At 67.4% G+C, this 21,135-nt stretch carries 18 protein-coding genes, 1 tRNA gene and 1 pseudogene; 12 read left to right on the top strand and 8 right to left on the bottom strand.

All coding sequences use genetic code 11. The features are described from left to right. Positions 1-6 precede the first annotated feature (6 nt). Together NDI76_RS03085 and NDI76_RS03080 are read right to left on the bottom strand one after the other, a co-directional pair. Positions 7-1,098, bottom strand: a complete 1,092-nt coding sequence (locus NDI76_RS03085; RefSeq protein WP_310922552.1) for a pyridoxal-phosphate dependent enzyme — start codon at positions 1,096-1,098, stop codon at positions 7-9. Next, positions 1,098-2,054 carry a succinylglutamate desuccinylase/aspartoacylase family protein gene (locus NDI76_RS03080; protein WP_310922551.1) on the bottom strand — a complete coding sequence of 319 codons (957 nt, stop codon included), beginning with the start codon at positions 2,052-2,054 and terminating at the stop codon, positions 1,098-1,100. The genes NDI76_RS03085 and NDI76_RS03080 overlap by 1 nt, the downstream gene beginning before the upstream one ends. Before the next feature lie 218 nt (positions 2,055-2,272). Between NDI76_RS03080 and NDI76_RS03075 the strand changes: the two genes are divergently transcribed. The 3 genes from NDI76_RS03075 (at position 2,273) to NDI76_RS03065 (ending at position 4,665) form a co-directional block, all read left to right on the top strand. Next, positions 2,273-2,896 carry a DUF7504 family protein gene (locus tag NDI76_RS03075; RefSeq protein WP_310922549.1) on the top strand — a complete coding sequence of 208 codons (624 nt, stop codon included), beginning with the start codon at positions 2,273-2,275 and terminating at the stop codon, positions 2,894-2,896. A gap of 96 nt (positions 2,897-2,992) precedes the next feature. Further along, positions 2,993-4,324: an MFS transporter gene (locus tag NDI76_RS03070; RefSeq protein ID WP_310922548.1), complete on the top strand. Its 1,332-nt coding sequence runs from the start codon at positions 2,993-2,995 to the stop codon at positions 4,322-4,324. 50 nt (positions 4,325-4,374) lie between these two features. After that, on the top strand, positions 4,375-4,665 hold the full coding sequence (locus NDI76_RS03065; RefSeq protein WP_310922547.1) for a DUF7536 family protein: 291 nt from the start codon (positions 4,375-4,377) through the stop codon (positions 4,663-4,665). Between the two features lie 39 nt (positions 4,666-4,704). On the opposite strand, the gene NDI76_RS03060 is transcribed toward NDI76_RS03065, so the two are convergent. Beyond that, a complete protein-coding gene (locus NDI76_RS03060) occupies positions 4,705-5,928 on the bottom strand; it encodes a potassium channel family protein (RefSeq protein WP_310922546.1) in 1,224 nt (407 codons plus the stop codon). Positions 5,929-6,192: 264 nt separating this feature from the next. On the opposite strand from NDI76_RS03060, the gene citZ reads away from it, so the two are divergent. Further along, a complete protein-coding gene (citZ, locus tag NDI76_RS03055) occupies positions 6,193-7,332 on the top strand; it encodes a citrate synthase (RefSeq protein ID WP_310922545.1) in 1,140 nt (379 codons plus the stop codon). Between the two features lie 224 nt (positions 7,333-7,556). Here the strand turns inward: citZ and NDI76_RS03050 are convergent. After that, a pseudogene (locus NDI76_RS03050) lies at positions 7,557-8,498 on the bottom strand (formate/nitrite transporter family protein); the annotation flags it as partial. Between the two features lie 71 nt (positions 8,499-8,569). Continuing rightward, a complete protein-coding gene (locus tag NDI76_RS03045) occupies positions 8,570-9,949 on the bottom strand; it encodes an MATE family efflux transporter (protein WP_310922544.1) in 1,380 nt (459 codons plus the stop codon). Positions 9,950-10,021: 72 nt separating this feature from the next. On the opposite strand from NDI76_RS03045, the gene NDI76_RS03040 reads away from it, so the two are divergent. The 7 genes from NDI76_RS03040 (at position 10,022) to thsB (ending at position 15,270) form a co-directional block, all read left to right on the top strand. Further along, positions 10,022-10,414 carry a gamma-glutamylcyclotransferase gene (locus NDI76_RS03040; RefSeq protein WP_425498345.1) on the top strand — a complete coding sequence of 131 codons (393 nt, stop codon included), beginning with the start codon at positions 10,022-10,024 and terminating at the stop codon, positions 10,412-10,414. 260 nt (positions 10,415-10,674) lie between these two features. Further along, complete coding sequence (gene ilvA / locus NDI76_RS03035) at positions 10,675-11,886, top strand: threonine ammonia-lyase (RefSeq protein ID WP_310922542.1); 1,212 nt, start codon at positions 10,675-10,677, stop codon at positions 11,884-11,886. Positions 11,887-11,965: 79 nt separating this feature from the next. Beyond that, positions 11,966-12,352, top strand: a complete 387-nt coding sequence (locus NDI76_RS03030; protein WP_310922541.1) for a Rid family detoxifying hydrolase — start codon at positions 11,966-11,968, stop codon at positions 12,350-12,352. After that, positions 12,349-12,555 (top strand): DUF7981 family protein, encoded by a 207-nt coding sequence (locus NDI76_RS03025; protein ID WP_310922540.1) that lies wholly within the window; start codon positions 12,349-12,351, stop codon positions 12,553-12,555. Before NDI76_RS03030 ends, NDI76_RS03025 begins: the two co-directional genes overlap by 4 nt. Before the next feature lie 27 nt (positions 12,556-12,582). Beyond that, positions 12,583-12,663 (top strand) — tRNA-Ser (locus tag NDI76_RS03020). A 445-nt stretch (positions 12,664-13,108) separates the two neighbouring features. Beyond that, positions 13,109-13,288 (top strand): hypothetical protein, encoded by a 180-nt coding sequence (locus NDI76_RS03015; protein ID WP_310922539.1) that lies wholly within the window; start codon positions 13,109-13,111, stop codon positions 13,286-13,288. A gap of 347 nt (positions 13,289-13,635) precedes the next feature. Next, positions 13,636-15,270, top strand: a complete 1,635-nt coding sequence (gene thsB, locus NDI76_RS03010) for a thermosome subunit beta (protein ID WP_310923856.1) — start codon at positions 13,636-13,638, stop codon at positions 15,268-15,270. A gap of 152 nt (positions 15,271-15,422) precedes the next feature. Here thsB and NDI76_RS03005 read toward each other — a convergent pair whose 3' ends face one another. Next, complete coding sequence (locus NDI76_RS03005) at positions 15,423-16,451, bottom strand: cupredoxin domain-containing protein (RefSeq protein WP_310922537.1); 1,029 nt, start codon at positions 16,449-16,451, stop codon at positions 15,423-15,425. Between the two features lie 276 nt (positions 16,452-16,727). Between NDI76_RS03005 and NDI76_RS03000 the strand changes: the two genes are divergently transcribed. After that, a complete protein-coding gene (locus tag NDI76_RS03000) occupies positions 16,728-17,738 on the top strand; it encodes an ornithine cyclodeaminase family protein (RefSeq protein WP_310922536.1) in 1,011 nt (336 codons plus the stop codon). 13 nt (positions 17,739-17,751) lie between these two features. Here the strand turns inward: NDI76_RS03000 and NDI76_RS02995 are convergent, their stop codons facing one another. Further along, positions 17,752-17,985 carry a DUF7535 family protein gene (locus NDI76_RS02995; RefSeq protein WP_310922535.1) on the bottom strand — a complete coding sequence of 78 codons (234 nt, stop codon included), beginning with the start codon at positions 17,983-17,985 and terminating at the stop codon, positions 17,752-17,754. 111 nt (positions 17,986-18,096) lie between these two features. Next, positions 18,097-20,964 carry a leucine--tRNA ligase gene (leuS, locus tag NDI76_RS02990; RefSeq protein ID WP_310922534.1) on the bottom strand — a complete coding sequence of 956 codons (2,868 nt, stop codon included), beginning with the start codon at positions 20,962-20,964 and terminating at the stop codon, positions 18,097-18,099. Between the last annotated feature and the right edge of the window lie 171 nt (positions 20,965-21,135).

Genomic DNA, 21,135 nt, shown 5'->3' with positions numbered 1-21,135 from the left:
GCGAACTCAGCCCTTCAGGCCGCTCCCCGTGAGCGGTACCACTACGTCGTCGTCCGGCGACAGCACGCCGCGCTCGCGGTACTCGCGGAGGGCGGCGGGCGCGACGGCGCAGGTGGGTTCCGTGTAGAAGCCGCGGCGGTGGAGTTCTTCTAGCTCCCCTTCGACCGCCGACTCCGAGAGCGCGATGGCGTCGCCGTCGGTGGCGTCGACGGCGGCGAGAATCTGCCCGAGGCGCGCCGGTTCGCGTATCTGGATGCCGTCCGCAGCCTCGTTCGTCCCCTCGCTCGGCCCGTGCAACTCCTCGGCGACGGGGGCGTAGCCGGCCGCCTGCGCGCCCAGCAGTTTCGGCATCTCGTCTATCCACCCGGCGTCGCGGAGGGCGCGGAAGCCGCGGTAGGCGCCGAGGAAGAGCGTCCCGTGGCCGAGGGGGGTCACGACGGCGTCGGGCGCGGACCACCCGCGCTGATAGGCCACCTCGTGGGCGAACGTGGCCGTCCCGGCGAAGAACGCCGGGTTCCACGCGTGGGAGGCGTACCAGCCCTCCCCCCGTTCGACGGCGTCGACGCAGGCGTCGGTGACGTCCTCGCGGGACCCCTCGACGCGGACCGGCGTCGCGCCGGCGCGTTCGATGGCCCGGAGTTTCGACGCCTTCACCGACGCCGGGACGTATATCTCGGCGTCGATGCCGGCGCGGGCGGCGTAGGTGGCGATGGCGGCGCCCGCGTTGCCGGAGGAGTCCTCGACGACCGTCTCGACGCCGAGTTCCGCGGCGACGGAGAGCGTCGTCGTCGCGCCGCGGTCCTTGAACGACCCGGTGGGGAAGACGTACTCCAGTTTGAACGAGGCGTCCCACTCGGGGGCGTCGGCGAGGGGCGTCATCCCCTCGCCGAGGGTGACGTGCGGGCCGACGGGCAGGAAGTCCGCGAACGACCAGAGGCCGCGCCGGTCGTCGAATCCGCGCGGGTCCGGGGCGTCGCGCGAGGGGCGTGGGTCCGCGAGGAAGTCGAGGGGGGCGCCGCAGTCACAGCGCCACGTCCACGCGGACTCGTACGTCTCGCCGCACGCCGAGCACCGGAGGGAGAGCGAAGAGAGGGACATCAGTAGCTGTCGACGTCGGTGCCGACGGAGCAGACGTACTCGCCGGTGGCGACCTGCGGGAGGCGGCGGGAGCGCCAGAAGATGCCCGACCCGTCGGCGGTGACGCGGGCTTTGAGGCTGCCGAACACGTCCGTCACCTCGAACACCACGTCGCCGGCCGACACCCGTTCGCCGAGGCTCTTCTGGAAACGGACGAGGCCGCCGGCGGGCGCGCCGTACTGGTCGAACCCCGTCGCGCGGGTCTGCCGTTCCGTCTCGACGGAACCGTCGAGGAAGCCGTAGCCGTGGAGGACGTTCTCGACGCCGCGGACGCCCTTGCGGATGCTCTCCTCGTCCCACCCGACGCAGCCCCCGAGTTCGGGGTCGATGGTCGGGACGCCCTCGTCGGGGCCGGCGCGGGCGAGTTGGCCGTCCGGTCCCTTCTGGTCCAACACGTAGCCGCACCCGAACGTCTTCGCGAGGGAGAGACAGTCGCCGTGGAGGCGGTGGTGGCGGCCGCATCGAACCCGAACCTCGTCGATCATCTGCGAGGTCGACCCCTGGTGGAGGTCGACGATAAGGTCCGCCTCCCGGGCGACGTCGAACGTCGCCGCCGCGATGCGTTCCGAGGAGGTGCCGTTGCTGTCGCCCGGGTACGCCCGGTTCATCTTCGTATCGTCTATCGGGTTCCGGTGCTGGGCCACCTGAAAGGCGTGGAAGTTGACGATGCCGACGACGAATATCTGACCGGAGAGTTCCGAGGGGGCGAGGCGCGGAAACAACCGTTGGACGACGCCGACGCCGTTCAGTTCGTCCCCGTCCGAGGCCGCCTGCAGGTAGAGCGTCTTCCCGTCGGAGGCGCCGTTGATGACGGCGCAGGGAAGCCCCACGGGCGACCCGTCGCGCATCTCACCCACTTCGAGGCGGCCCGTGTCCGCCTCGCCGGGGGCCGCACTCGCACTGCCGAGCGAAATCATTACTAAGACGGTCGGATGCGCCGCCCTTTATCCGTTCGGTATCGCTTCACGTCCGCGGGGCGGCGGACGGGTCGACAGGGAGAGACCCGTACCGAGGAGCGGAGGTTCTCTTCACCCGTTAAATCAAAAGCGGTACCCATTCGGAAACAACAGTTATCCGTGTCCATAGATAATAACAAGATGAGAAGCCCTGAAAAATATGGGTATATACCGACACTATGTCCGCGGAATTGCAACCGGAGACGTTCCGACGAGCGCTTCTCCGAATGAAGCAGGGCGGTTGTTCTGTTCTCGTTAGCTGCGAGGACGACCTATGTACGAAGCGAGCGAGTCGTCGGACGCTCGGGTCGCTCCCCGACTACCCGCGGGTCGTCGTGACGGCCGAGGAAGACGACGAGACGCTGGGAGAACGACTCCCCCGCGGCGTCGGCGTCGGCAGCGACTCCGTCTCCGTCGTCGGGTTCCGGAACATCCTCGACGAGGCGTCGACGCCGCAGGCCGGGGCCGACGGCCTGTGCGACACCGTCTGCGACGCCGTGGACACGTTCGGCGCGTCGGGGTCGCTGGGACCCGGCGAACTCCGCCTCAGCGTCGACTCGATGGCGGAACTCACCGAAACGGTCGGCGACGACCGGACCGTCGACCTCCTCGGCGGCGTCACCGACTCCGTGGTCGGCGTCCGCGGGATGGCCTACTACCACGTCGACGCCGACGACACCCCGTTCCGGGACTCGCTCGCGGCGTCCTGCGACGCGCAGGTCGACGTCCGCGCGGAGGACGACAAGATATACCAGCGCTGGCACCTCCCGGAGCACGGGTCGACCCGCTGGCTCCACCTGTAGAGGCGTACCGAACGCCCCGTTAGTCAACGTTTAGCACACACCGGGAGAGTTCCACACGACCGGGAAAGACTTCTTCTCGCGCTCGAATACGGCCGTATGGCACGCGGCGAAACCGACGACCCGGACGCGCTCTCGACGTTCCGCCAGTTCTTCGCCCTCGACGGCGACGTGCTCGTCCTCTCGGCGGCGATGTTCGCGTTCAGCCTCGGTTTCCAGATGACGGGGCGGTACATGCCGCGGTACCTGAGCGTCCTCGGCGCCGGCAGCGTCGTCATCGGTCTGTACGGGAGTTTCGGCAACCTCATCAGCGCCGTTTACCCTTACCCCGGCGGCGCGCTCTCGGACCGCATCGGGTCGCGGGCGTCGCTGACCGCGTTCGGCCTCGCCTCCACCGTCGGCTTCCTCGTCTGGGCGTTCGCCGACGCCTTCGGGACGGTGACCCTGCCCGGGTTCTCCCTCGGCGCGTTCGGCGTCGACCCCGTGCTGCTCCCGGTCGGCATCTTCCTCGGCCTGCTATTGGCGCAGGCGTGGAAGTCGTTCGGCCTCGGCGCGACGTTCGCCATCGTGAAGCAGAGCGTTCCCCCGGACCGCCTCGCAACGGGGTTCGCAAGCACCGAGACGTTCCGGCGCACCGCCTTCCTCCTCGGCCCCCTGTTCGCCGCCGGCGTCCTCTCGCTGTTCGCCTTCGAGCGCGGATTTCGAATCGTTCTCGTCGTCGCCGCCCTGTTCGCCGCCGTCGCGACGGTGGCCCAGCACGTCCTCTACGACGCGAGCGAGGACGGCGTCGGCAAGTCCCTCGAGGGCGTCGCCACCGTCGTCTCGGACCTGCGCGGGATGCCCGCGGCCCTCCGACCCCTGCTCGTCGGCGACACGCTGGTCCGCTTCGCCAACGGAATGGTGTACGTCTTCTTCGTCATCGTCGTCGTCGAGTTCCTCGGCGTCGGCCTCTCCGTCCCGTCGCTCGGCGTGACGCTCTCGCCGGACGCCTTCTTCGGCGTCCTCCTCGCCGTCGAGATGGCCGTCGCCCTGCTGACGATGGTACCGGTGGCGAAACTCGCCCGCCGGGTCGGCCTCAAGCCCGTCGTGGCCGTCGGATTCGCGGTCTACGCGATATTCCCGGTGCTCCTCGTCAACGCCCCCGACAGCGCACTCGTCGTGACGCTGCTGTTCGCCTTCTCGGGGCTCCGGTTCGCCGGCCTGCCCGCGCACAAGGCGCTCATCGTCGGCCCCGCCGAGGAGAACGCCGGCGGGCGCGTCGTCGGCTCCTACTACCTCGTCCGCAACGCCGTCACCATCCCGTCGGCGGCCGTCGGCGGGTGGCTCTACGCCAGAGACCCCGAGACGGCGTTCCTCGTCGCGACGGCGGTGGGAGTGCTCGGGACGGGCTACTTCCTCGCGTTCGGCCGCGAGTTCGAGGCCTACACCTGAGGGCGGCGCGTTCCGACGAGGCTATGCGAACCGGGCGATAACGGGGGAGTGTGAGCGACGAGGTTCCCGGGCGGCCGCCGCAGGGCGGACTCGCCCACGCGTTGCACGTCCCGCGGAACGCGAAAGTCGGCGCCGCCGTCGGCGTCCTCCTCGCGGGCCTCGCCTATCTGTTCCGCGTCCTCGAACTGCTCGGCCCGTTCGCCGGCACGCAACGGTACCCGCTGCTCGGGGCCGAGGGCTGGTTCGCCGTGCTGGCGTTCGTCCTCGCGTCGTCGACGGCACTCCTCGTGACCGCTGCGCTGACGGCCGTCTCGGCCTACAGGCTCTCGAAGGAGGTCTGAGAAGGGCGCGGCGTCGGCGTCCGGCCCCGCGTCGAGGTCTCACCCCTCGAACTGCTGGGGGTCGTCGAGGAGTTCGCCGAGGCGTTCGGCCCCCGCGCGGGTCCCCTTGGCGATGAGAACGTCCTCGGGGCGGAGGGCGGTGGTCGGACCGGGTTGGACGACCCACTCGCTGCCGTCGGCGCGGCGGACGGCGATGACGCGCATCCCCGTTTCGGTCTTGACCATCCGGTCGCCCAGCGTCTCGTTGGCCAGCGAACTGTCCGGGCCGACGCGGAAGCGGACGATTATCTCGTCGGACTCCTCGACGGCGGCGGCGACGACGGGGTGGGCGTCGATGCCGCGCAGGACGCCCTCGGAGATTTCGAGGGCGGCGTCGGAGATGACCTCCGTCGCGGAGGCGATGTGGAAGAGGCCCCGGAGTTGCACGGGGTCCTCGACGCGTTCGGCGGCGCGGAGCACCCACGCCTCGAACCGCGATTTGAGCGCGTCGACTTCGGCCTCCAGTTCGGACACCTCCTCGGCCACGTCCTCGGAGTCGAACAGCACCGACCCGTACGCGAGGTCGACGGCGAGTTCGCTCATGTCCTTCATCAGGATGATGGAGTCGACGGCGCGTTCGAGGTCCTCGATGGGTTCGTCGTGCGTCTCGGGGAGTTCGAACGGGGCGCCGGCGGCCGCCTCGAAGACGGTCCGGACGCCGCTCTGGGGGCCGCGCAGGAGGAGGATGTCGCCCCCCTCGACGGTCGTCTCGTGGTGGGGGTTGGTGATCCACCGGCGCTTGCCGGTGGCCGACCGGCGGCGGATAGCGATGACGCGGACGCCCGTCTCCGTCTCCATGTTGATGTCGGCGAGCGAGCGACCCGCGTACGTCGAGGCGTCGTCGACGGTGGCGCGCACCAGCATCTCCGTCGCCTCCGGGAGCGCCGAGCGCATGGCGTCCGGCAGGCCGATGTCTTCGAGGACGACTTTCGCGATGTCGCCCGCGGCGTTGGATATCTTCTCCGCCGCGCTGATGACGCCGAGAACGGGGGCGAGTTGTTCGGCGTCCTCGGGGGTCCGCGCGGCCATGAGGAGGCTCATCCGACCCTGCAGTTGCAGCACGTCCATGCGGGCTTCGAGTTCGAGCACCTCGCGGGCGATGTCGTCGCTCCCGTTGAGGACCGCGGAGAACGAGAGGTCGATGAGGAGTTCGGCGGTGTCCTTCATCTCGGCCAGCACCGCCTTGACGCTGACCGGTTCGTACTCCACGTCCTCGGGGTTCATGGGACGATGTTCTGCCCGTCGTGTGAAAAGGTTTGTTAGCGACAACGTTTGTCGAACCCCGTACGCGGAGCGCCGATATCTGCGTATCGGCGTGCGAGTCCTCGGCACGCCTCGAATCGGACGGACCGCTTCGCGAGAGCGGCAGTGAATCGCTCACAGACGGGTGACTGACGGCGATTCCGTCGAACGATTGGTCGACGATCGTCGAAAATATCTTGGGGTGAACGATAACGCTTTTTTGAGACGGACGGGAACCGTAACAGTATGTCAGACGAGTTAAAGCGGGGTCTCGAAGGCGTTCTCGTTGCTGAGTCGGAACTGAGCCACATCGACGGGGACGCCGGAGAGTTGGTGTATCGCGGGTACGCCATCGAGGACCTCGCGCCCGACGCGTCGTACGAGGAAGTCGTCTACCTCCTCTGGCATGGGGAACTCCCGACGCGCGAGGAACTGGACGAGTTCTCCGAGAAGATGTCGAAGGAGCGCGAACTCGACGACGGCGTGCTGGCGGAGATTCGAGAACTCGCCGAGGCCGACGAGGTGCCGATGGCGGCGCTCCGCACCGTCGTCTCGTCGCTGTCGGCGTACGACGAGGACGCCGACCACGAGGACGTGACGGACCTCGAAGCGAACGTCCGGAAGGGCCGGCGCATCACGGCGAAGATACCGACCGCGCTGGCGGCGTTCAACCGCCTGCGAAACGGCGAGGACGTGGTGAGCCCCCGGCAGGACCTCGGACACGCCGCGAACTTCCTCTACATGCTCAACGGCGAGGAACCCGACGAGGTGCTCGCGGACACGTTCGATATGGCCCTCGTCCTGCACGCCGACCACGGGCTGAACGCCTCGACGTTCTCGGCGATGGTCACCGCGTCGACGCTGTCGGACATGCACAGCGCGGTCACTTCGGCCGTCGGGACGCTCGCGGGGTCGCTGCACGGCGGCGCGAACGCCAACGTGATGAGCATGCTCAAGGAGATAGACGACAGCGATAAAGACCCCAAGAAGTGGGTGCAGGACGCCCTCGAAGGCGGCCGCCGCGTCCCCGGGTTCGGCCACCGCGTCTACAACGTGAAGGACCCGCGCGCCGTCATCCTCGGCGAGAAAAGCGAGGAACTCGGCGAGGCCGCGGGCGACATGAAGTGGTACGACTACTCGGTCGCCATCGAGGAGTACATCGGCGAAGAGAAAGGCCTCGCGCCGAACGTCGATTTCTACTCGGCGTCGACGTACTACCAGATGGGCATCCCCGTCGACATCTACACGCCCATCTTCGCGATGTCCCGCGTCGGCGGGTGGGTCGCCCACGTCATCGAGCAGTACGAGGACAACCGCCTCATCCGCCCGCGCGCCCGCTACGTCGGCGACGAGGACCGCACGTTTGCGCCCGTCGACGAGCGATAACCGGCCCTAGGACCGCGAGCGCCGAAGGCGGGAGCGGGCCGACGACCGACCACCGGGAGGGAGGAGGCTTTTTGGCGTAGCTTTTTGCCAGCGAGCGGAGCGAGCGCGGCAAAAAGGTACAGGTCGACCGCCTCATCCGCCCGCGCGCCCGCTACGTCGGCGACGAGGACCGCACGTTCGCGCCCGTCGACGAGCGGTAAGGGCCGTTCGTCGCGTTACTCGTCCTCGCCCTCGTTCTGAACCGGGACGTACGACCGACCGTTTCCGCGTCCGAAGAGCCACTCTCTCGTCGATAGCTTCCGTTCCGCGCCGTCCCTGCGGGCGATGTCGAGGCGCTCTTCGGTCGTCTGGAAGTAGTTGACGACGGTGACGAGGACGACGCCGCCGAGGGTGTTCCCCAGGAGGACGGGGAGAACGAACCCGACCAGACCGGGCAGGAACGCCACCTGCCCGACGAGGGCGAGGTAGGTCAGTTCCGTGAACGAGACGACGGAGTGATAGAGGTTGCCGAACGGTATCGCGAGAAACGCGACGTAGACGACGAGAAAGCGCGTGGTGCTGTCGTTGACGGCGTACACCAACCAGACGACGCCCGCGACGATGAGGCCGGCGAACGCCGCCTTGTAGAAGAGGTCCCAGAACGGCGTCTCGACGCCCTTCGTCGCGAGGGAGGCGGCCGCGGCCGCGGCGTCGGTCGAGAGCACGCCGGTCCGGGCGAGGATGAGCGCTCCGAGGCCGCCGCCGACGAAGTTGCCGAGGATGACGACGGACCAGATGGCGAGCAGTCGGGGGACGCTCGCCAGTCGCTCCAAAACGAGGACGACCGGCGGGAGCGTGTTCTCGGTGTACAGTTGGTACCCCCCGATGATGATGAACACGAACCCGAGCGGGTAGAGGAGCGCGCTCAACACCGGGTCGCCGCCGGTCGCCGCCGTCATCGACGCGTACAAGAGGTAGGTCACGGTGATGGCGAACCCCGCGGCGAGGGCGCTGAAGAACAGCTCCCGGACGCCCGTCGTCGCCTCCTCGTCCGCGGCGGCGACGATTCGCTGGAACACTTCGTGGGTCTCGAACTGGTCTCTGACGACGCCGCCGACGGCGGGCGCGCCGCGCCGGGAGTGTTCGATGGCCTGTCGAACCGTCTCGTCGTCCGGTGAATCGTCCATGGCGTTCGGCTACAGACGCTCGCGGAAAAATCCATTCGGTCGCGTCGGGAACGCAAGTCCCGCCGCGGCGCTCAGTCGTCGCCCTCGACGCTCCCCCGTTCGCGCAGGAGGCCGGCCGCCGTCCCCGCCCAGTCGGCGTACCGAAAGGCGACGAGGACGAACAGGCTCATCCACGCGTACGCGAGGAACACGCCGACGTAGACGCCGAACAGACCCATCTCAAGCCGGTAGACGGCGAGGTAGGAGAACCCGACGAAGAAGCCGAACATGCCCGTCAGTCGCGCGAGGAAGGGAAGTCGCGTCGCCCCCGCGCCCTGCAACGCGCCCGACAGCGAGACGAACAGGGCCAGGAGCGGGGCCGAGAGACCGTAGACGACGGCGAACTCGGCGGCGTATTCGAGCGCGGCGGTCGACCCGCCGAAACCGAGGGCGGCGACGACGGGGTCCGCGAACGCGACGAGCAAGAGACCGATGAGGCCGACGGTGCAGAGGGCGAGGGCGGCCGTCGCCCACCCCTCGTACCGGGCCGTCGCGGGGTCCTCCCGGCCGAGCGCCTGTCCCACGAGGACGCTCGCGGCGACGTTGTAGCCGCGGACGAGCGGTCCCGTCACCTGCTGGTAGACGCGGCGGCCGATTTGGAAACCGGCGTTCGCGATATCCCCGAACGAGAGCAGCAGGGCGTTGAACGGGAACTCCGCGAGTTCGGCGGTGAACCCCTCGGCTATCCGAGGAAGGCTGACGCGGACGAGTTGCGCGCCGACGGTGGGGTCCGTCGGCCGCGCGAACGCGACGGGCGAGGACGGTCGGTAAGTCGCGACGAGGAGGAGGGCGGCCGAGAGAACGTTCGCCGCCGAGGTGGCGAGGCCGACGCCGAGGACGCCGAGTCGCGGGAGGCCGACCAGACCGAACCCGAGACCCACCGACAGCGAGACGTTGAGGACGTTGGCGACGACGTTGACGTACATCGGGGTGCGGGTGTCGCCGAGGCCCTGCAGGGCGCGCGCGGCGACGAGGACGACGAGTCGCGCGGGCGCAGTGGCGAAGATGACCGCGAGGTAGGTGCCGCCGAGGCGGACGGCGTCGTCGCTGGCGGGGAACAGACCGACGAGGGCGTCGCCGAGGAAGTGGCCGGCGAGCACGAACGGCAGACCGACGGCGAACGCGACGAGTATCGCCTGCGTCACCGCCTCGTCGCGGTTGGCGTCGGCACCGCTCCCGGTATCCTGACTGGAGAGGGCGATGGCGGCGCCGCCGAGTCCGAGGCCGATGCGGAGGGGAAAGCGGGCGAACAGGTCCGCGAGGCCGATGGCGACGACGGCGGCGGGCGACAGCGCCGCGGTCACCAGCACGTCGACGGTGCGCATCAGCGTCCGCGTCGTCTGCTCGGCCATGACGGGCCACGCCAGCGAGAACACGCGTCGCCAGACGCCGCGGAGTCGCCCGGAGTCCATGCGGCCACGAGTCGCGGGGCGCGCTTGACGGTACCGGAAACGGAAGGTGCCTCGGCGTCGAACGGTCCGCTCATGCCGCCGTTCTTCGTCTACGGTACGCTGACCGACTCCGTACAGGTGGCCCGACTCCTCAACGAGTGGTCGTTCGGCCCCGACGCGCGCGTCGACGGACTGCACCGCGCCGAGGGACGCTACCCGACGCTGGCGCCCGGCGGGTCCGTCTCCGGACGCCTGCTCGAAACCGACGAGACGGCGACGCTGGACACCTACGAGGGCGTCGACTCCGGCCTGTACGTCCGCGTCGAACTCCCGCGCGCCGACGGCGGAAGCGCGTACGCCTACGTCGGCGACGCCGGCCGCCTGAACGCGGACGCCGAGTGGCCCGGCGAGGGTGACCTCCGAACCCGCGTCGAGCGGTATCTGTCAGAGAACAGCGTTGTGGTCGAACCGAGAGAGTCAGGATAAGACAGTCGAACGACGACCGTCTGACGCGCCGTTCGGGGCGCTCCCGTCTCCCGGTTTCACTTTCACCGCGCCTGGATGATGTTTATGTAGTAGCCGGTCGGTAGAACAACTGCACGTCATACGCGTGCATTCCCCCTTACACTTCTCCGAGCCGCGGCGCCCGGGAGCAGAGGCCGCGGCGACTCTCCGGCGGCGCACAAATTGACGCGTTCGAAAGCGTAATGCGAACGCTTACCCGGCGGGCCGCGGAATCGCGGCGTATGATATCGCTTGCCGACGTCGAGGCGGCGCGCGACCGGGTGGAGGAGGTCGCAAAGCACACGCCGCTGGACTACTCGTACACGTTCTCGGAGATGACCGGCGCGGCGGTCCACCTGAAGTTGGAGAACAACCAGCGCACGGGGTCGTTCAAGATACGCGGCGCGATGAACCGCATCGCGACGCTCTCCGAGGAGGAGAGGGAGGCGGGCGTCGTGACCGCCAGCGCCGGCAACCACGCGCAGGGCGTCGCCCTCGCGGCGACCCGGGCGGGCGTCGACTCGACGGTCGTGATGCCCGAGCACGCCCCCATCTCGAAGGTGAAGGCGACGCGCCGGTACGGCGGGCGGGCGGTGCTGCACGGGGCGGACTACGACGAGGCGCAGGCGCGGGCGCACGAGATAGAGGCCGAAGAGGGCCGCACCTACGTCCACGCGTTCGACGACGACTACGTGATGGCCGGGCAGGGCACCATCGGCCTCGAAATCGTCGAGGACTGCCCCGACGTGGACACCGTCGTCGTCCCCATCGGCGGCGGCGGCCTCATCTCCGGCATCGCCACCGCGGTGAAAGCGCAACTGCCCGACGCGCGCGTCGTCGGGGTGCAGGCCGAGGGGGCCTCCAGCGCGGCCGAGTCGCTCCGGAAGGGGTCGGTCCACGAACTCGACAGCGTCAACACCATCGCCGACGGCATCGCCACGCGCCGTGTGGGCGACAAACCGTTCGAGGTCATCCGAGAGCGCGTCGACGAGATTGTCACCGTCTCCGACGAGGAGATAGCCGTGGCGCTCACCTACCTGCTCGAACGGTCGAAGACGCTGGTCGAGGGAGCCGGCGCCGTCGCTCTCGCCGCCCTCGTGTTCGAGAAGTTCGATTACGAGGAGGGCGAGGTGGTCGTCCCCGCCCTCTGCGGCGGCAACATCGACATGAACCAACTCACCACCGTCGTCATGCGCGGCCTCGTCGAGACGGGTCGGTATCTGAAGGTTCGGACGGTACTCCGGGACCGACCGGGCGCCCTCCGCGACCTGCTGTCGGTCATCGCCGACGCGCAGGCGAACATCTACGCCATCAGACACGACCGGACGTCCCGGGAGATAGGCATGAACGAGACGGACGTGGAACTCGACTTGGAGACGCGGGGGCACGACCACGTCGAGGACCTGCTGTCGTCCCTCCGCGACCGAGGCTACGCGGTCGAAGTGCTCGTCTGAGCGGGCGAGCGACTCCGACGGCGGAGAGAAGGACCGCAGTTCTCTCAGTTTTAAGTCGGGGGGAGCTGAGAATCCGCGTATGAAGCGAACCATCAGCACGGACGATGCTCCCGCGGCGGTGGGCGCGTACAGTCAGGCGACGACGAACGGCTCTATCCTGTTCACGGCCGGACAGATTCCTCTCACCCCGGACGGCGAACTCCTCGATGACGAAGACGTCGCCACGCAGACGGAGCAGTCGCTCGACAACGTGGTGGCCATCCTCGAATCGGAAGGCGCTGGCGTCTCGGACGTGCTCAAGGTGAACGTCTACCTCGACGATATCGACGACTTCGAGGAGATGAACGAGACTTATGCGGAGTACTTCGAGGAGGAACCGCCGGCACGGAGCGCCCTCGAAGTCGGAGCCCTGCCGAAGGGAGCGAGCGTCGAGATAGAGGCTATCGCCGACGTGTCGGGGGAGTGACGCCGCGCACCCGGTCGGCGGTGCTGTGGGGTCTCGTGGGGACGCTCTCGTTTCTCGTCCTCGTGCAGGGGTACCGCCTCCTCGTCGGAACCCTGAACATCGGGTTCGGTGCGACGGCCGCCGTCGCCGTCCTCGTCGGACTCGTGGTCACCGCCACGGCGTACGCCACCGAACACCGTCTCAGCGCGAAAGGAAGGACTTAAACGCATCACCGGGCTACCTCGAATTGAGCCGGGATGGCCGAGTGGTAAGGCGCACGCCTGGAAAGCGTGTTCCCTTTGGGATCCAGGGTTCAAATCCCTGTCCCGGCGTTCTGCTGATTTCAGTCCCCGAACGAGGCGTTTTATCGTCGAGCGTACGCGACTGGAATCCGTGAACGGTTACGAAGGGATTTGAATCAGGGAGCGAGCGCAGCGAGCGACCGCAGTTCAAATCCCTGCCCGGCGTTTCTGACGCGAACTACCCGACGAGCACCGCGTAGCGTGTGCTCACCACCGTGAGCGTCGAAACGACTAGGAAGGGATTTGAGCAGCGAGCACCGCGAAGCGGTGCGAGTGAGTTCAAATCCCTGTCCCGGCGTTCTGCTGATTTCAGTCCCCGAGCGAGGCGTTTCATCGCCGAGCGACGGTGGCGTCCGGGATACGGTCACAGCGTCGAAGAGAAATCACACGGACCGTGTGGCGAAACAGCAGCGACTTCACCGTGCGAACTTCTCCCAAAGATTGATGAGCGTGCCGCGAGTAGGTGTGTTTGACAATGCCAGACACAAAGAACGGCAGGGAGCGCAAGGGTCGTAACAAGCGAAGTCAGCTCCAAGAGAGCCTCTATACCGAAGAGATGGACGCCCTCGACACAGAAGACGAGCTTCCACCGTTCGAGTCGGACCGACCCCGCGAATCAGAGTTCCTCGCCGACGAACTCCCCGACGGCCGCTGACCGGCCGTCGGCCTCCCTCGCGCGATTTTTTGGAATCTCAACCCCCGAGCGGCGGCGCTGCTCCGCTCGGTGACTATCGTTCGACGGCGACGGCCACGGCCGAACCGCGGGTTCGTTCCACCGTCCGAGAGTATATAAACTACCCCACGAACGGCGTTTCGACTCCGCGTTCGCACGCGCGTCGGACGGACGACAGCGACGACGGAAACGCGACACGCGGGGTGGTTTTCGGGACGTTCCCTGAATCGTGGTGACACCCCGCACGGTAAGTCGTAGCGAAGCTTTTATATAGAATCACAAACAATCCTGCGGTGACTATGAGTCAGCGAATGCAGCAGGGACAGCCCATGATAATCATGGGAGAGGACGCTCAGCGCGTGAAGGACCGCGACGCGCAGGAGTACAACATCAACGCCGCCCGTGCCGTCGCTGAAGCGGTACGCTCCACACTCGGCCCGAAAGGGATGGACAAGATGCTCGTCGACTCGATGGGCGACGTCACCATCACGAACGACGGCGTCACCATCCTCCAAGAGATGGACATCGACAACCCGACGGCCGAGATGATCGTCGAAGTCGCCGAGACGCAGGAGAACGAGGCGGGCGACGGGACGACGACGGCCGTCGCCATCGCCGGCGAACTCCTGAAGAACGCACAGGACCTCCTCGAACAGGACATCCACCCGACGGCCATCATCAAGGGCTTCCACCTCGCCAGCCAGAAGGCTCGCGAGGAAGTCGACAACGTCGCCGAGAACGTCGACCCCGGCGACGAGGAACTGCTGAAGAAGGTCGCCGAAACCTCCATGACCGGGAAGAGCTCCGAACTCAACAAGGAGCTTCTCGCCGAACTCATCGTCGAGGCCGTCAACGGCGTCACCGTTGAGGCCGACGACGGTTCCCACGTGGTCGACCTGGAGAACGTCTCCATCGAGACGCAGACGGGTCGCTCCGCCGGAGAGTCCGAACTGCTCAACGGCGCGGTCATCGACAAGGACCCCGTCCACGACGACATGCCGACCGAGTTCGACGAGGCCGACGTGCTCCTCCTCAACGAACCCATCGAGGTTGAAGAGGCCGACGTCGACACGCAGGTCAGCATCGACTCGCCGGACCAGCTCCAGAAGTTCCTCGACCAAGAGGAAAAACAGCTGAAGGACAAGGTCCAGAAGATCGTCGACTCGGGCGCCGACGTCGTGTTCTGCCAGAAAGGCATCGACGACATGGCCCAGCACTACCTCGCGAAGGAGGGCATTCTCGCGGTCCGCCGGACGAAGAAGTCCGACATGACGTTCCTGAAGAACGTCGCGGGCGGCGCAATCGTCTCCGACCTCGACAGTCTCACCGACCGCGACCTCGGTACGGCCTCGGTCCGCCGCGACGACGAGGACGACCTGTTCTACGTCGAGGGCCTCGGCGACGAGCGCCACGGCGTCACGATGCTCCTCCGCGGCTCCACCGACCACGTGGTCGACGAACTCGAACGCGGCGTCGAGGACGCCCTCGACGTGGTGGCCACGACCGTCTCCGACGGCCGCGTCCTCGCGGGCGGCGGCGCCATCGAGGTCGAACTCGCCTCGCGCCTCCGCGACTACGCTGACTCCGTCTCCGGCCGCGAACAGCTCGCGGTCGAGGCGTTCGCGGACGCACTCGAACTCGTCCCCCGCGTTCTCGCCGAGAACGCCGGGCTGGACTCCATCGACACGCTCGTGGACCTGCGCTCGGCCCACGAGGACGGCGACACGCACGCCGGGCTGAACGTCTTCACCGGCGAGGTCGAGGACACCTTCGAGGCGGGCGTCGTCGAACCCGCCCACGCGAAGGAGCAGGCGATTTCCTCCGCACAGGAAGCCGCGAACCTCGTCCTCAAAATCGACGACATCATCGCCGCGGGCGACCTGAGCACCAGCGGCGGCGACGACGAGGGCGGCGCCCCCGCCGGCGGCATGGGCGGCATGGGCGGCATGGGCGGCGCGATGTGAAGTAGGGAACCGCCCGACTCACACTCCGTCCCGACCTCGAATCGCCGCGCGACCGTCGGCCCGCAGGCCGAACCCGATTTTCTTTCGGTGCCCCGTCGAAGAGCGGTTGCTCCGAGCGAGCGAGACGAAAAAAGACGAGCCGAGCAGTGCGATTACTCGCTCTCCTCGTCGGTCAAGCAGGGCGGGAAGCCTTCCACGCGAAGGAACAACTGCTTGCTCTCGGCCGCGAGGTCGTCCCAGTGAATCTCGCCGTCCGCGACGATGTTCTCCGGGTCGAGCGCGGGGTCGCGCAGGACGGTCAGCCCGGTGAACAGGGGGAGGCGCAGTTCGGGTTCGCCGCCCTCGCCCCCGTCCTCGGTCGGCGTCTCGGATTCGGTCGGAATCTCCGTCCTCGTCTCCGTCGGTGCCGCCGTCGTCGCGTCCGTAGCGGTCTCAGTTTCAGTGTCAGTTTCGGTCTCAGTCGCGGTCGGCGTGGCCGTTTCGGGAGCCGCGGCCGTCGGCATCTCCGTCTCGGTTTCCGTCTCCGCCGGCGGCGCCGCACAGGGGTCCGGGAGCGGTTCGTACCCCTCGGTCGTCCCGACGACGACGCGCATCACGTGACCGAACGCCTCGTGCGGCCCGCAGTAGAGGTCGTAGACGCCGGGTATCTCGAACGTGTAGAGCCAGTAGGCGCCGGCGTTCAACACGGGCGAAGAAAAAGGCGGGACGCCCTCGGGAACTCGCCGCATCTCGCCGCGCGCCGGGTGGTACGCCGTGATGGTGTGGTGCGGCGTCGTGTAGGAGAACTTCACCGTGTCGCCGGGGACGACGTACAGACCGCAGGGGTCGTAGAAGAACTCCGGAATCTCGCGGCCTTCGACCGGCCGGACGAGCAACTCGACCTCGTGGTCGGGTTCGACGGGCGGGGTCACGTCCGGAGAGATGGACGCGTATCCGAACACCGGGTCGGCCGAGGGGGGTTGGTTCGTCCCGTCCGTCTCCTCGCCCGCCCCGTCGTCGGTGGTCTCGTCGGCGTGTTCGTCGGCCGCCGCGGTCATCCCCCACGCGCCGACGCCGCCGGCGGCGACGGCGCCGATACCGGCCGCCCGCACGAGGGTCCGACGCCGGAGGGCGAACGCGTTCTGCGCGTCGGTCGTCTCCGCATCCGTCCGGCCGTCGGGGGTGGTGTTTGGATCTGACATCGAGGTATGATGACCGGACGCGTAGAAAGCCTCTTCTGCGCATTTCGGGAGTTTCAGACCGTCGGGACGCTCTAATTCGCACAAGTGATGTATGGTTGAAGTTACGGGCGAACCGGTCGGCGGGCGCGGATTCGGCGGCCAGCCCGAACGAGGTAGTTCTATCTATCTCTCAAAATTCTCCTTGGAAAGGTACCTCATCCAAATAGCGACGAACTCGTGAGAGTTCGGTCGTATTCAGCATGAACTAAGTAACGCACCGCGGAACAGGGTGGTAAGATGTACACGCTGCTCTTGAACAGCGACGACGTCCACGAGAACGCGAACATGGGGGACCTCGTCCCCGCCATCGAGGAGGCGTTCGCCGCCTTCGAACGCGGCGACGCGCAGATGCCGCCGAAGTCCTACGTCGACCTGCCGCAGTACAACGGCGACTTCCGGTCGATGCCGGCGTACATGGACGCCGGCGACTGGGACGCCGCGGGCATCAAGTGGGTGAACGTCCACCCGGACAACGGCGACAAGTTCGACCTGCCCACCGTGATGGGGACGATGGTGTACTCCTCGCCGGAGACGGCGTTCCCCCTCGCCATCATGGACGGCACCGAACTGACGATGAAGCGGACGGGCGCGGCCGCCGCCGTCGCCACCGACCACCTCGCCGTCGAGGACGCGACGTCTCTCGGAATCGTCGGCGCGGGCGTCCAGTCGTACACGCAGTTGGAGGCAATCTCCACCGTCCGCGACATCGAAGAGGTCGTCGTCTCGGACCTCGACGAGGAACGCGTCGCGCGCTTTCTCGACGCCTTCGAGGACGAGTTCGACGTTCGGGCGGGGTCCGTCGAGGAGGCCGCCGCCTGCGACGTGCTCTCGACGGTGACGCCCGTCGAAAGTCCCATCGTCCCCCGGGACGCCGTCGGCGAACACACGCACATCAACGCGATGGGCGCGGACGCCGAGGGGAAACACGAACTCGCGGACGAGGTGCTCCTCGATTCGAAACTCGTCATCGACGACCACGAGCAGACCACCCACTCGGGCGAGATAAACGTCCCATACGGCGAGGGCACCCTCACCGACGAGGATATCTACGGCGCCATCGGCGAGATAGTCGTCCGGGAGAAGGCGGGCCGCACCGCCGAGGACGGCATCACCGTCTTCGACTCGACGGGCCTCGCGATTCAGGACGTCGCCGCCGCGCACGTCGTCTACGAACACGCCGACGAGAACGACAACGGCTACGAGTTCGACCTGCTCGGACTCGCCGGTCAGGGTCGAAGCGAGCGCTGAATCGGTCGGCTATCTACGTCTCGTCCTCTTCGCTCGGTCCTCGCTGCGCCGCGAGGAACTCGAGCAGTTTCGTCACGGCCCAGACGGCGAGGAAGAACGGGAGCAGGGGGAGAAACAGTGCGAGGAGGACCAGGAAGATGATCCAACCCACGGAGTTCATGCCGCTGTCGGTGTGCGATTTGTACCCCGGCGTCACCGTCCGGTAGACGCGTCGCAGTGCGTCCGGAGATTCTTCTTCGTCTGCCATACCGGCCGCTACGCTCCCCGGCACAAAAACCCGTTCGTCGTCGGCCGTTCAGAACGGTCGCCGGCGCGTCCGTTCGCCCGTCGCTCCGCACTCGGGGCGGGGGCGGGGCGGCTACTCGACTTCGAGTTCGACGGCGGGACGGAGCGGAATCGCCCGCTTCGTCGCCTCGGCGTCGTCGCCTTCGAGTCGAATCTCCACCTCGGCGTCGAACTCCCGCGAGAGGAACTCGGTCGCCGCCTCGTACGTCTCGTACTCGTCGAGGTCCGCGAGTGCGGCCACCTCGTCGTCGTCGTGTCCGCGAGCGAACTCCACGAGTTCGCCCACGAGGTCGTTGACCTCGTTCCCGCGTTCGCGCAGGTCGGGGTTCTGCATCACCGTGCTCATCACGGCGCCCTGGTCGCCTCCCTCCGCGGCGACGGCGTCGAACACCTCGCGCTTCCAGTCGGCGGCGACGGTGACGACTATCCTGTCGGGGTCGGCCTCCGGCACGTTCTCGTCGGCGTTCGCCAGCGACTGCTGGATACCCAGAATGTCCTCGGTCAGCCGCTCTATCTGCGACTCGCTCGCCTCGACGGCCTCGCTCTCGAGGGACTCGTCCGGTTCGGGCCACGGCGCGTCCTCGGCAGGCGTGCCGGTCAAGCGCTCGTGCAGTTCGTTCGTCATGAACGGAACGAACGGCGCGAGGAGGCGCAGGCGCGTCTCCAAGACCTCGCGGAGCGTCCACCGCGCGGCCGGGCGGTCGGTGTCGGTGCGGCGGCGGTACCAGCGCAGTTGCTCCTCGAAGTCGTAGAACGCCGTCTGACTGGCGCTTCGGGTCTCCGAGGATTCCATCGCCTCGGTCACCTCCCGAACCGTCGCCTGCAGTTTCGACAGAAGCCAGCGGTCCTCCTGCGCCAGTTCGGGTCGCTCCGCGGGCGCGTCCGATTCGAGTATCTCGTCGGCGCGGGTCCAGAAGCGCTCCAGTTGGTTCCGGACGGACTCGACCTGGTCGTCGCGCCAGTCGTAGTCCTGCCACGGTTCCGCGGAGTTGAGCAGGAAGAAGCGCACCGTGTCGGCGCCGTAGTCGTCGATGGCGGCGCCGGGGAGGACGACGTGTCCCTTCGAGGAGGACATCTTCTCGCCCTCCAACAGCCCCATCCCCATGATAACGACGCCCTGCGGCCAGTTCGGCCGGTCGAACAGTTCGGCGTGGTGGAACAGGTAGAACGTCAGGTGGTTCGAGATGAGGTCGTTCGCCGAGAAGCGGTAGTCGACGGGGTACCAGTAGTCCCACTCCTCGCGCAGGTCGACCGCGCGTTCGGGGGCGTCGTCGACGGCCTCAGGTCCGTAGAAGAGGGCGTCGAAGAACTCCCGGTCTAACTCCTCCACCGGCACGTCCTGCAGGCGGTGCGCGATGGTGTAGTAGGCCATGTAGATGGTAGAGTCCGACAGCGGTTCGATGACGAAGTCCTCGTCCCACGGCAGGCGGGTTCCGAGTCCGTAGTTGCGGATGCACGGCCACTCGTTCAGCCAGTCGATGGTGTGGTCGTACTCGCCGCGGGTGTTCTCGGGGACGGCGTCCATCTCGGAGACCACCTCGTGGGCCTTCGCTTTCCAGTCCTCGTCGTCGTAGCGCAGGAACCACGTGTCCTGTTCGGCGACGACGACGTCGCCGCCGCACCGGCAGACGACGTCCTCGGAGAACTCCTGCATCGTCCCGAAGGCGCCCTCCTCGCGGTGGGCGTCGCGGAATCGCGTTCTCACGTCCTCGACGAGTTCGCCGGCGAACTCGCCGTAGTCGTCGTTCATGCGGCCCGCGTGGAACTCCTTGTTGTAGAGGTCCTTCGTCGCCTTCTCCAGGGCGGGGTCGTCGGAACTCGTGACGCCCGCCTCTTCGACGGCCGACTGCGCGGGAATTTCGCCGTAGCCCTCGACGGTCAGAATCGGAATCGGTTCGATGGCCTCCACGTCGGCCGGGTCGATGCCGTACTCCTCCATCCGGGCGTCGTCGTCCTTCGCCTCCTGCAGGGCGACGTAGTCGTCGGGCGAGTGCGCCGGGACGGACATCACGACGCCCGTCGCGTTCTCGGGGTCGACGAAGTCCGCCGGGAGGACCAGCACCTCGTCGCCGGTGACGGGGTTGGTGACGCGTTCGCCGACCAACTCGGCGCCGGAGACTTCTTCGCGAACCTCGACGTCGTGAGCCTGCAGGCGCAGTTTCTCGGCGGCGGCCGCCGAGACGAACCATTCCTCGCCGTCGACGTCGGCGTAGACGTAGTCGCCGTCGGGGTTCACGTAGGCGTTCGTCACGCCGCGAACCGTCTCGGGGCGCAGCGTCGCCATCGGGACGACGCTGTCGCCGCGGCCGAAGCGGACGAGCGTGTACTCTTGGAACTCCGCTTCTTCGCCTTCGAGCAAGTCGTGCGTCGTGACCGGTTGCTCCTCGTTCGTGCAGTACTTGACCGGATGGAGACCTTTCTCCAGCAGACCGCGCTCTCGCAGGGTCTCGTACTGCCACGTGATGAACTTCGAGTAGCGCTCGTCGTTCGTCGTGAACTCGCGGCGCCAGTCGACAGAGAGGCCGAGCGACTGCATCCCTCTCTTGTAGTGTTCCTCGATGAAGTAGCGGGCGAAGCCCATCGGCGTCTCCAGGTCCGTCAGCGTCTCCTCGGGGACGTTGTACGTGTCGCGCAGAACCGAGAGCTGCTTTTCTTCTCCCTTCTTCAGCCGTTCGACGGCGCCGATGATGGGCGTGCCGGTGACGTGCCACGCGATGGGGAACAGGACGTTGTCCCCCTGCTGTCGGCGGTAGCGGGCGTACACGTCGGGGACGGTGTAGGTTCGCGCGTGTCCGATGTGCATCCCGCCGCTGGGATACGGGTAGGGGACCGTGATGAACGTCGGGTCCTCGTCGGCCTCAGAGGGGTCGGCCTCGTACCGACCGCTCTCGGCCCACCGCTCCCGCCAGCGCTCCTCGAGTTCCTGCGGGTCGTATTCCATGTCTGTGAGAACAGGATGCGCGCATAAATTAACTCCTATACCCGACTTTCGGGGCCGTCCGGTCCCAAGAGAATCCGTGGTGAATGGTGACGCGTCACAGGAGAACACGGCTCGGGCGGAGAAGCGGGGAACTCGTGCGGACGGAGACAGAACAGTTCGGCCGACACTCAC

Source organism: Halogeometricum sp. S1BR25-6 (genome assembly GCF_031624495.1).
Classification (GTDB): domain Archaea; phylum Halobacteriota; class Halobacteria; order Halobacteriales; family Haloferacaceae; genus Halogeometricum; species Halogeometricum salsisoli.
Note: the sequence above shows the minus strand (reverse complement) of the source record. Positions and strands in the feature narration are given on the sequence as shown.

What these genes read in the sequence shown, in the direction of transcription:
- thsB (WP_310923856.1), top strand. Translation starts at nt 13,636, where the DNA reads ATGATAATCATGGGAGAGGACGCTCAGCGCGTGAAGGACCGCGACGCG.
- NDI76_RS03015 (WP_310922539.1), top strand. Translation starts at nt 13,109, where the DNA reads ATGCCAGACACAAAGAACGGCAGGGAGCGCAAGGGTCGTAACAAGCGA.
- NDI76_RS03080 (WP_310922551.1), bottom strand. Translation starts at nt 2,054, where the DNA reads ATGATTTCGCTCGGCAGTGCGAGTGCGGCCCCCGGCGAGGCGGACACG.
- NDI76_RS03005 (WP_310922537.1), bottom strand. Translation starts at nt 16,451, where the DNA reads ATGTCAGATCCAAACACCACCCCCGACGGCCGGACGGATGCGGAGACG.
- NDI76_RS03070 (WP_310922548.1), top strand. Translation starts at nt 2,993, where the DNA reads ATGGCACGCGGCGAAACCGACGACCCGGACGCGCTCTCGACGTTCCGC.
- NDI76_RS03085 (WP_310922552.1), bottom strand. Translation starts at nt 1,098, where the DNA reads ATGTCCCTCTCTTCGCTCTCCCTCCGGTGCTCGGCGTGCGGCGAGACG.
- leuS (WP_310922534.1), bottom strand. Translation starts at nt 20,964, where the DNA reads ATGGAATACGACCCGCAGGAACTCGAGGAGCGCTGGCGGGAGCGGTGG.
- NDI76_RS03075 (WP_310922549.1), top strand. Translation starts at nt 2,273, where the DNA reads ATGTCCGCGGAATTGCAACCGGAGACGTTCCGACGAGCGCTTCTCCGA.
- NDI76_RS03000 (WP_310922536.1), top strand. Translation starts at nt 16,728, where the DNA reads ATGTACACGCTGCTCTTGAACAGCGACGACGTCCACGAGAACGCGAAC.
- NDI76_RS03040 (WP_425498345.1), top strand. Translation starts at nt 10,022, where the DNA reads ATGCCGCCGTTCTTCGTCTACGGTACGCTGACCGACTCCGTACAGGTG.
- ilvA (WP_310922542.1), top strand. Translation starts at nt 10,675, where the DNA reads ATGATATCGCTTGCCGACGTCGAGGCGGCGCGCGACCGGGTGGAGGAG.
- NDI76_RS02995 (WP_310922535.1), bottom strand. Translation starts at nt 17,985, where the DNA reads ATGGCAGACGAAGAAGAATCTCCGGACGCACTGCGACGCGTCTACCGG.
- citZ (WP_310922545.1), top strand. Translation starts at nt 6,193, where the DNA reads ATGTCAGACGAGTTAAAGCGGGGTCTCGAAGGCGTTCTCGTTGCTGAG.
- NDI76_RS03030 (WP_310922541.1), top strand. Translation starts at nt 11,966, where the DNA reads ATGAAGCGAACCATCAGCACGGACGATGCTCCCGCGGCGGTGGGCGCG.
- NDI76_RS03045 (WP_310922544.1), bottom strand. Translation starts at nt 9,949, where the DNA reads ATGGACTCCGGGCGACTCCGCGGCGTCTGGCGACGCGTGTTCTCGCTG.
- NDI76_RS03060 (WP_310922546.1), bottom strand. Translation starts at nt 5,928, where the DNA reads ATGAACCCCGAGGACGTGGAGTACGAACCGGTCAGCGTCAAGGCGGTG.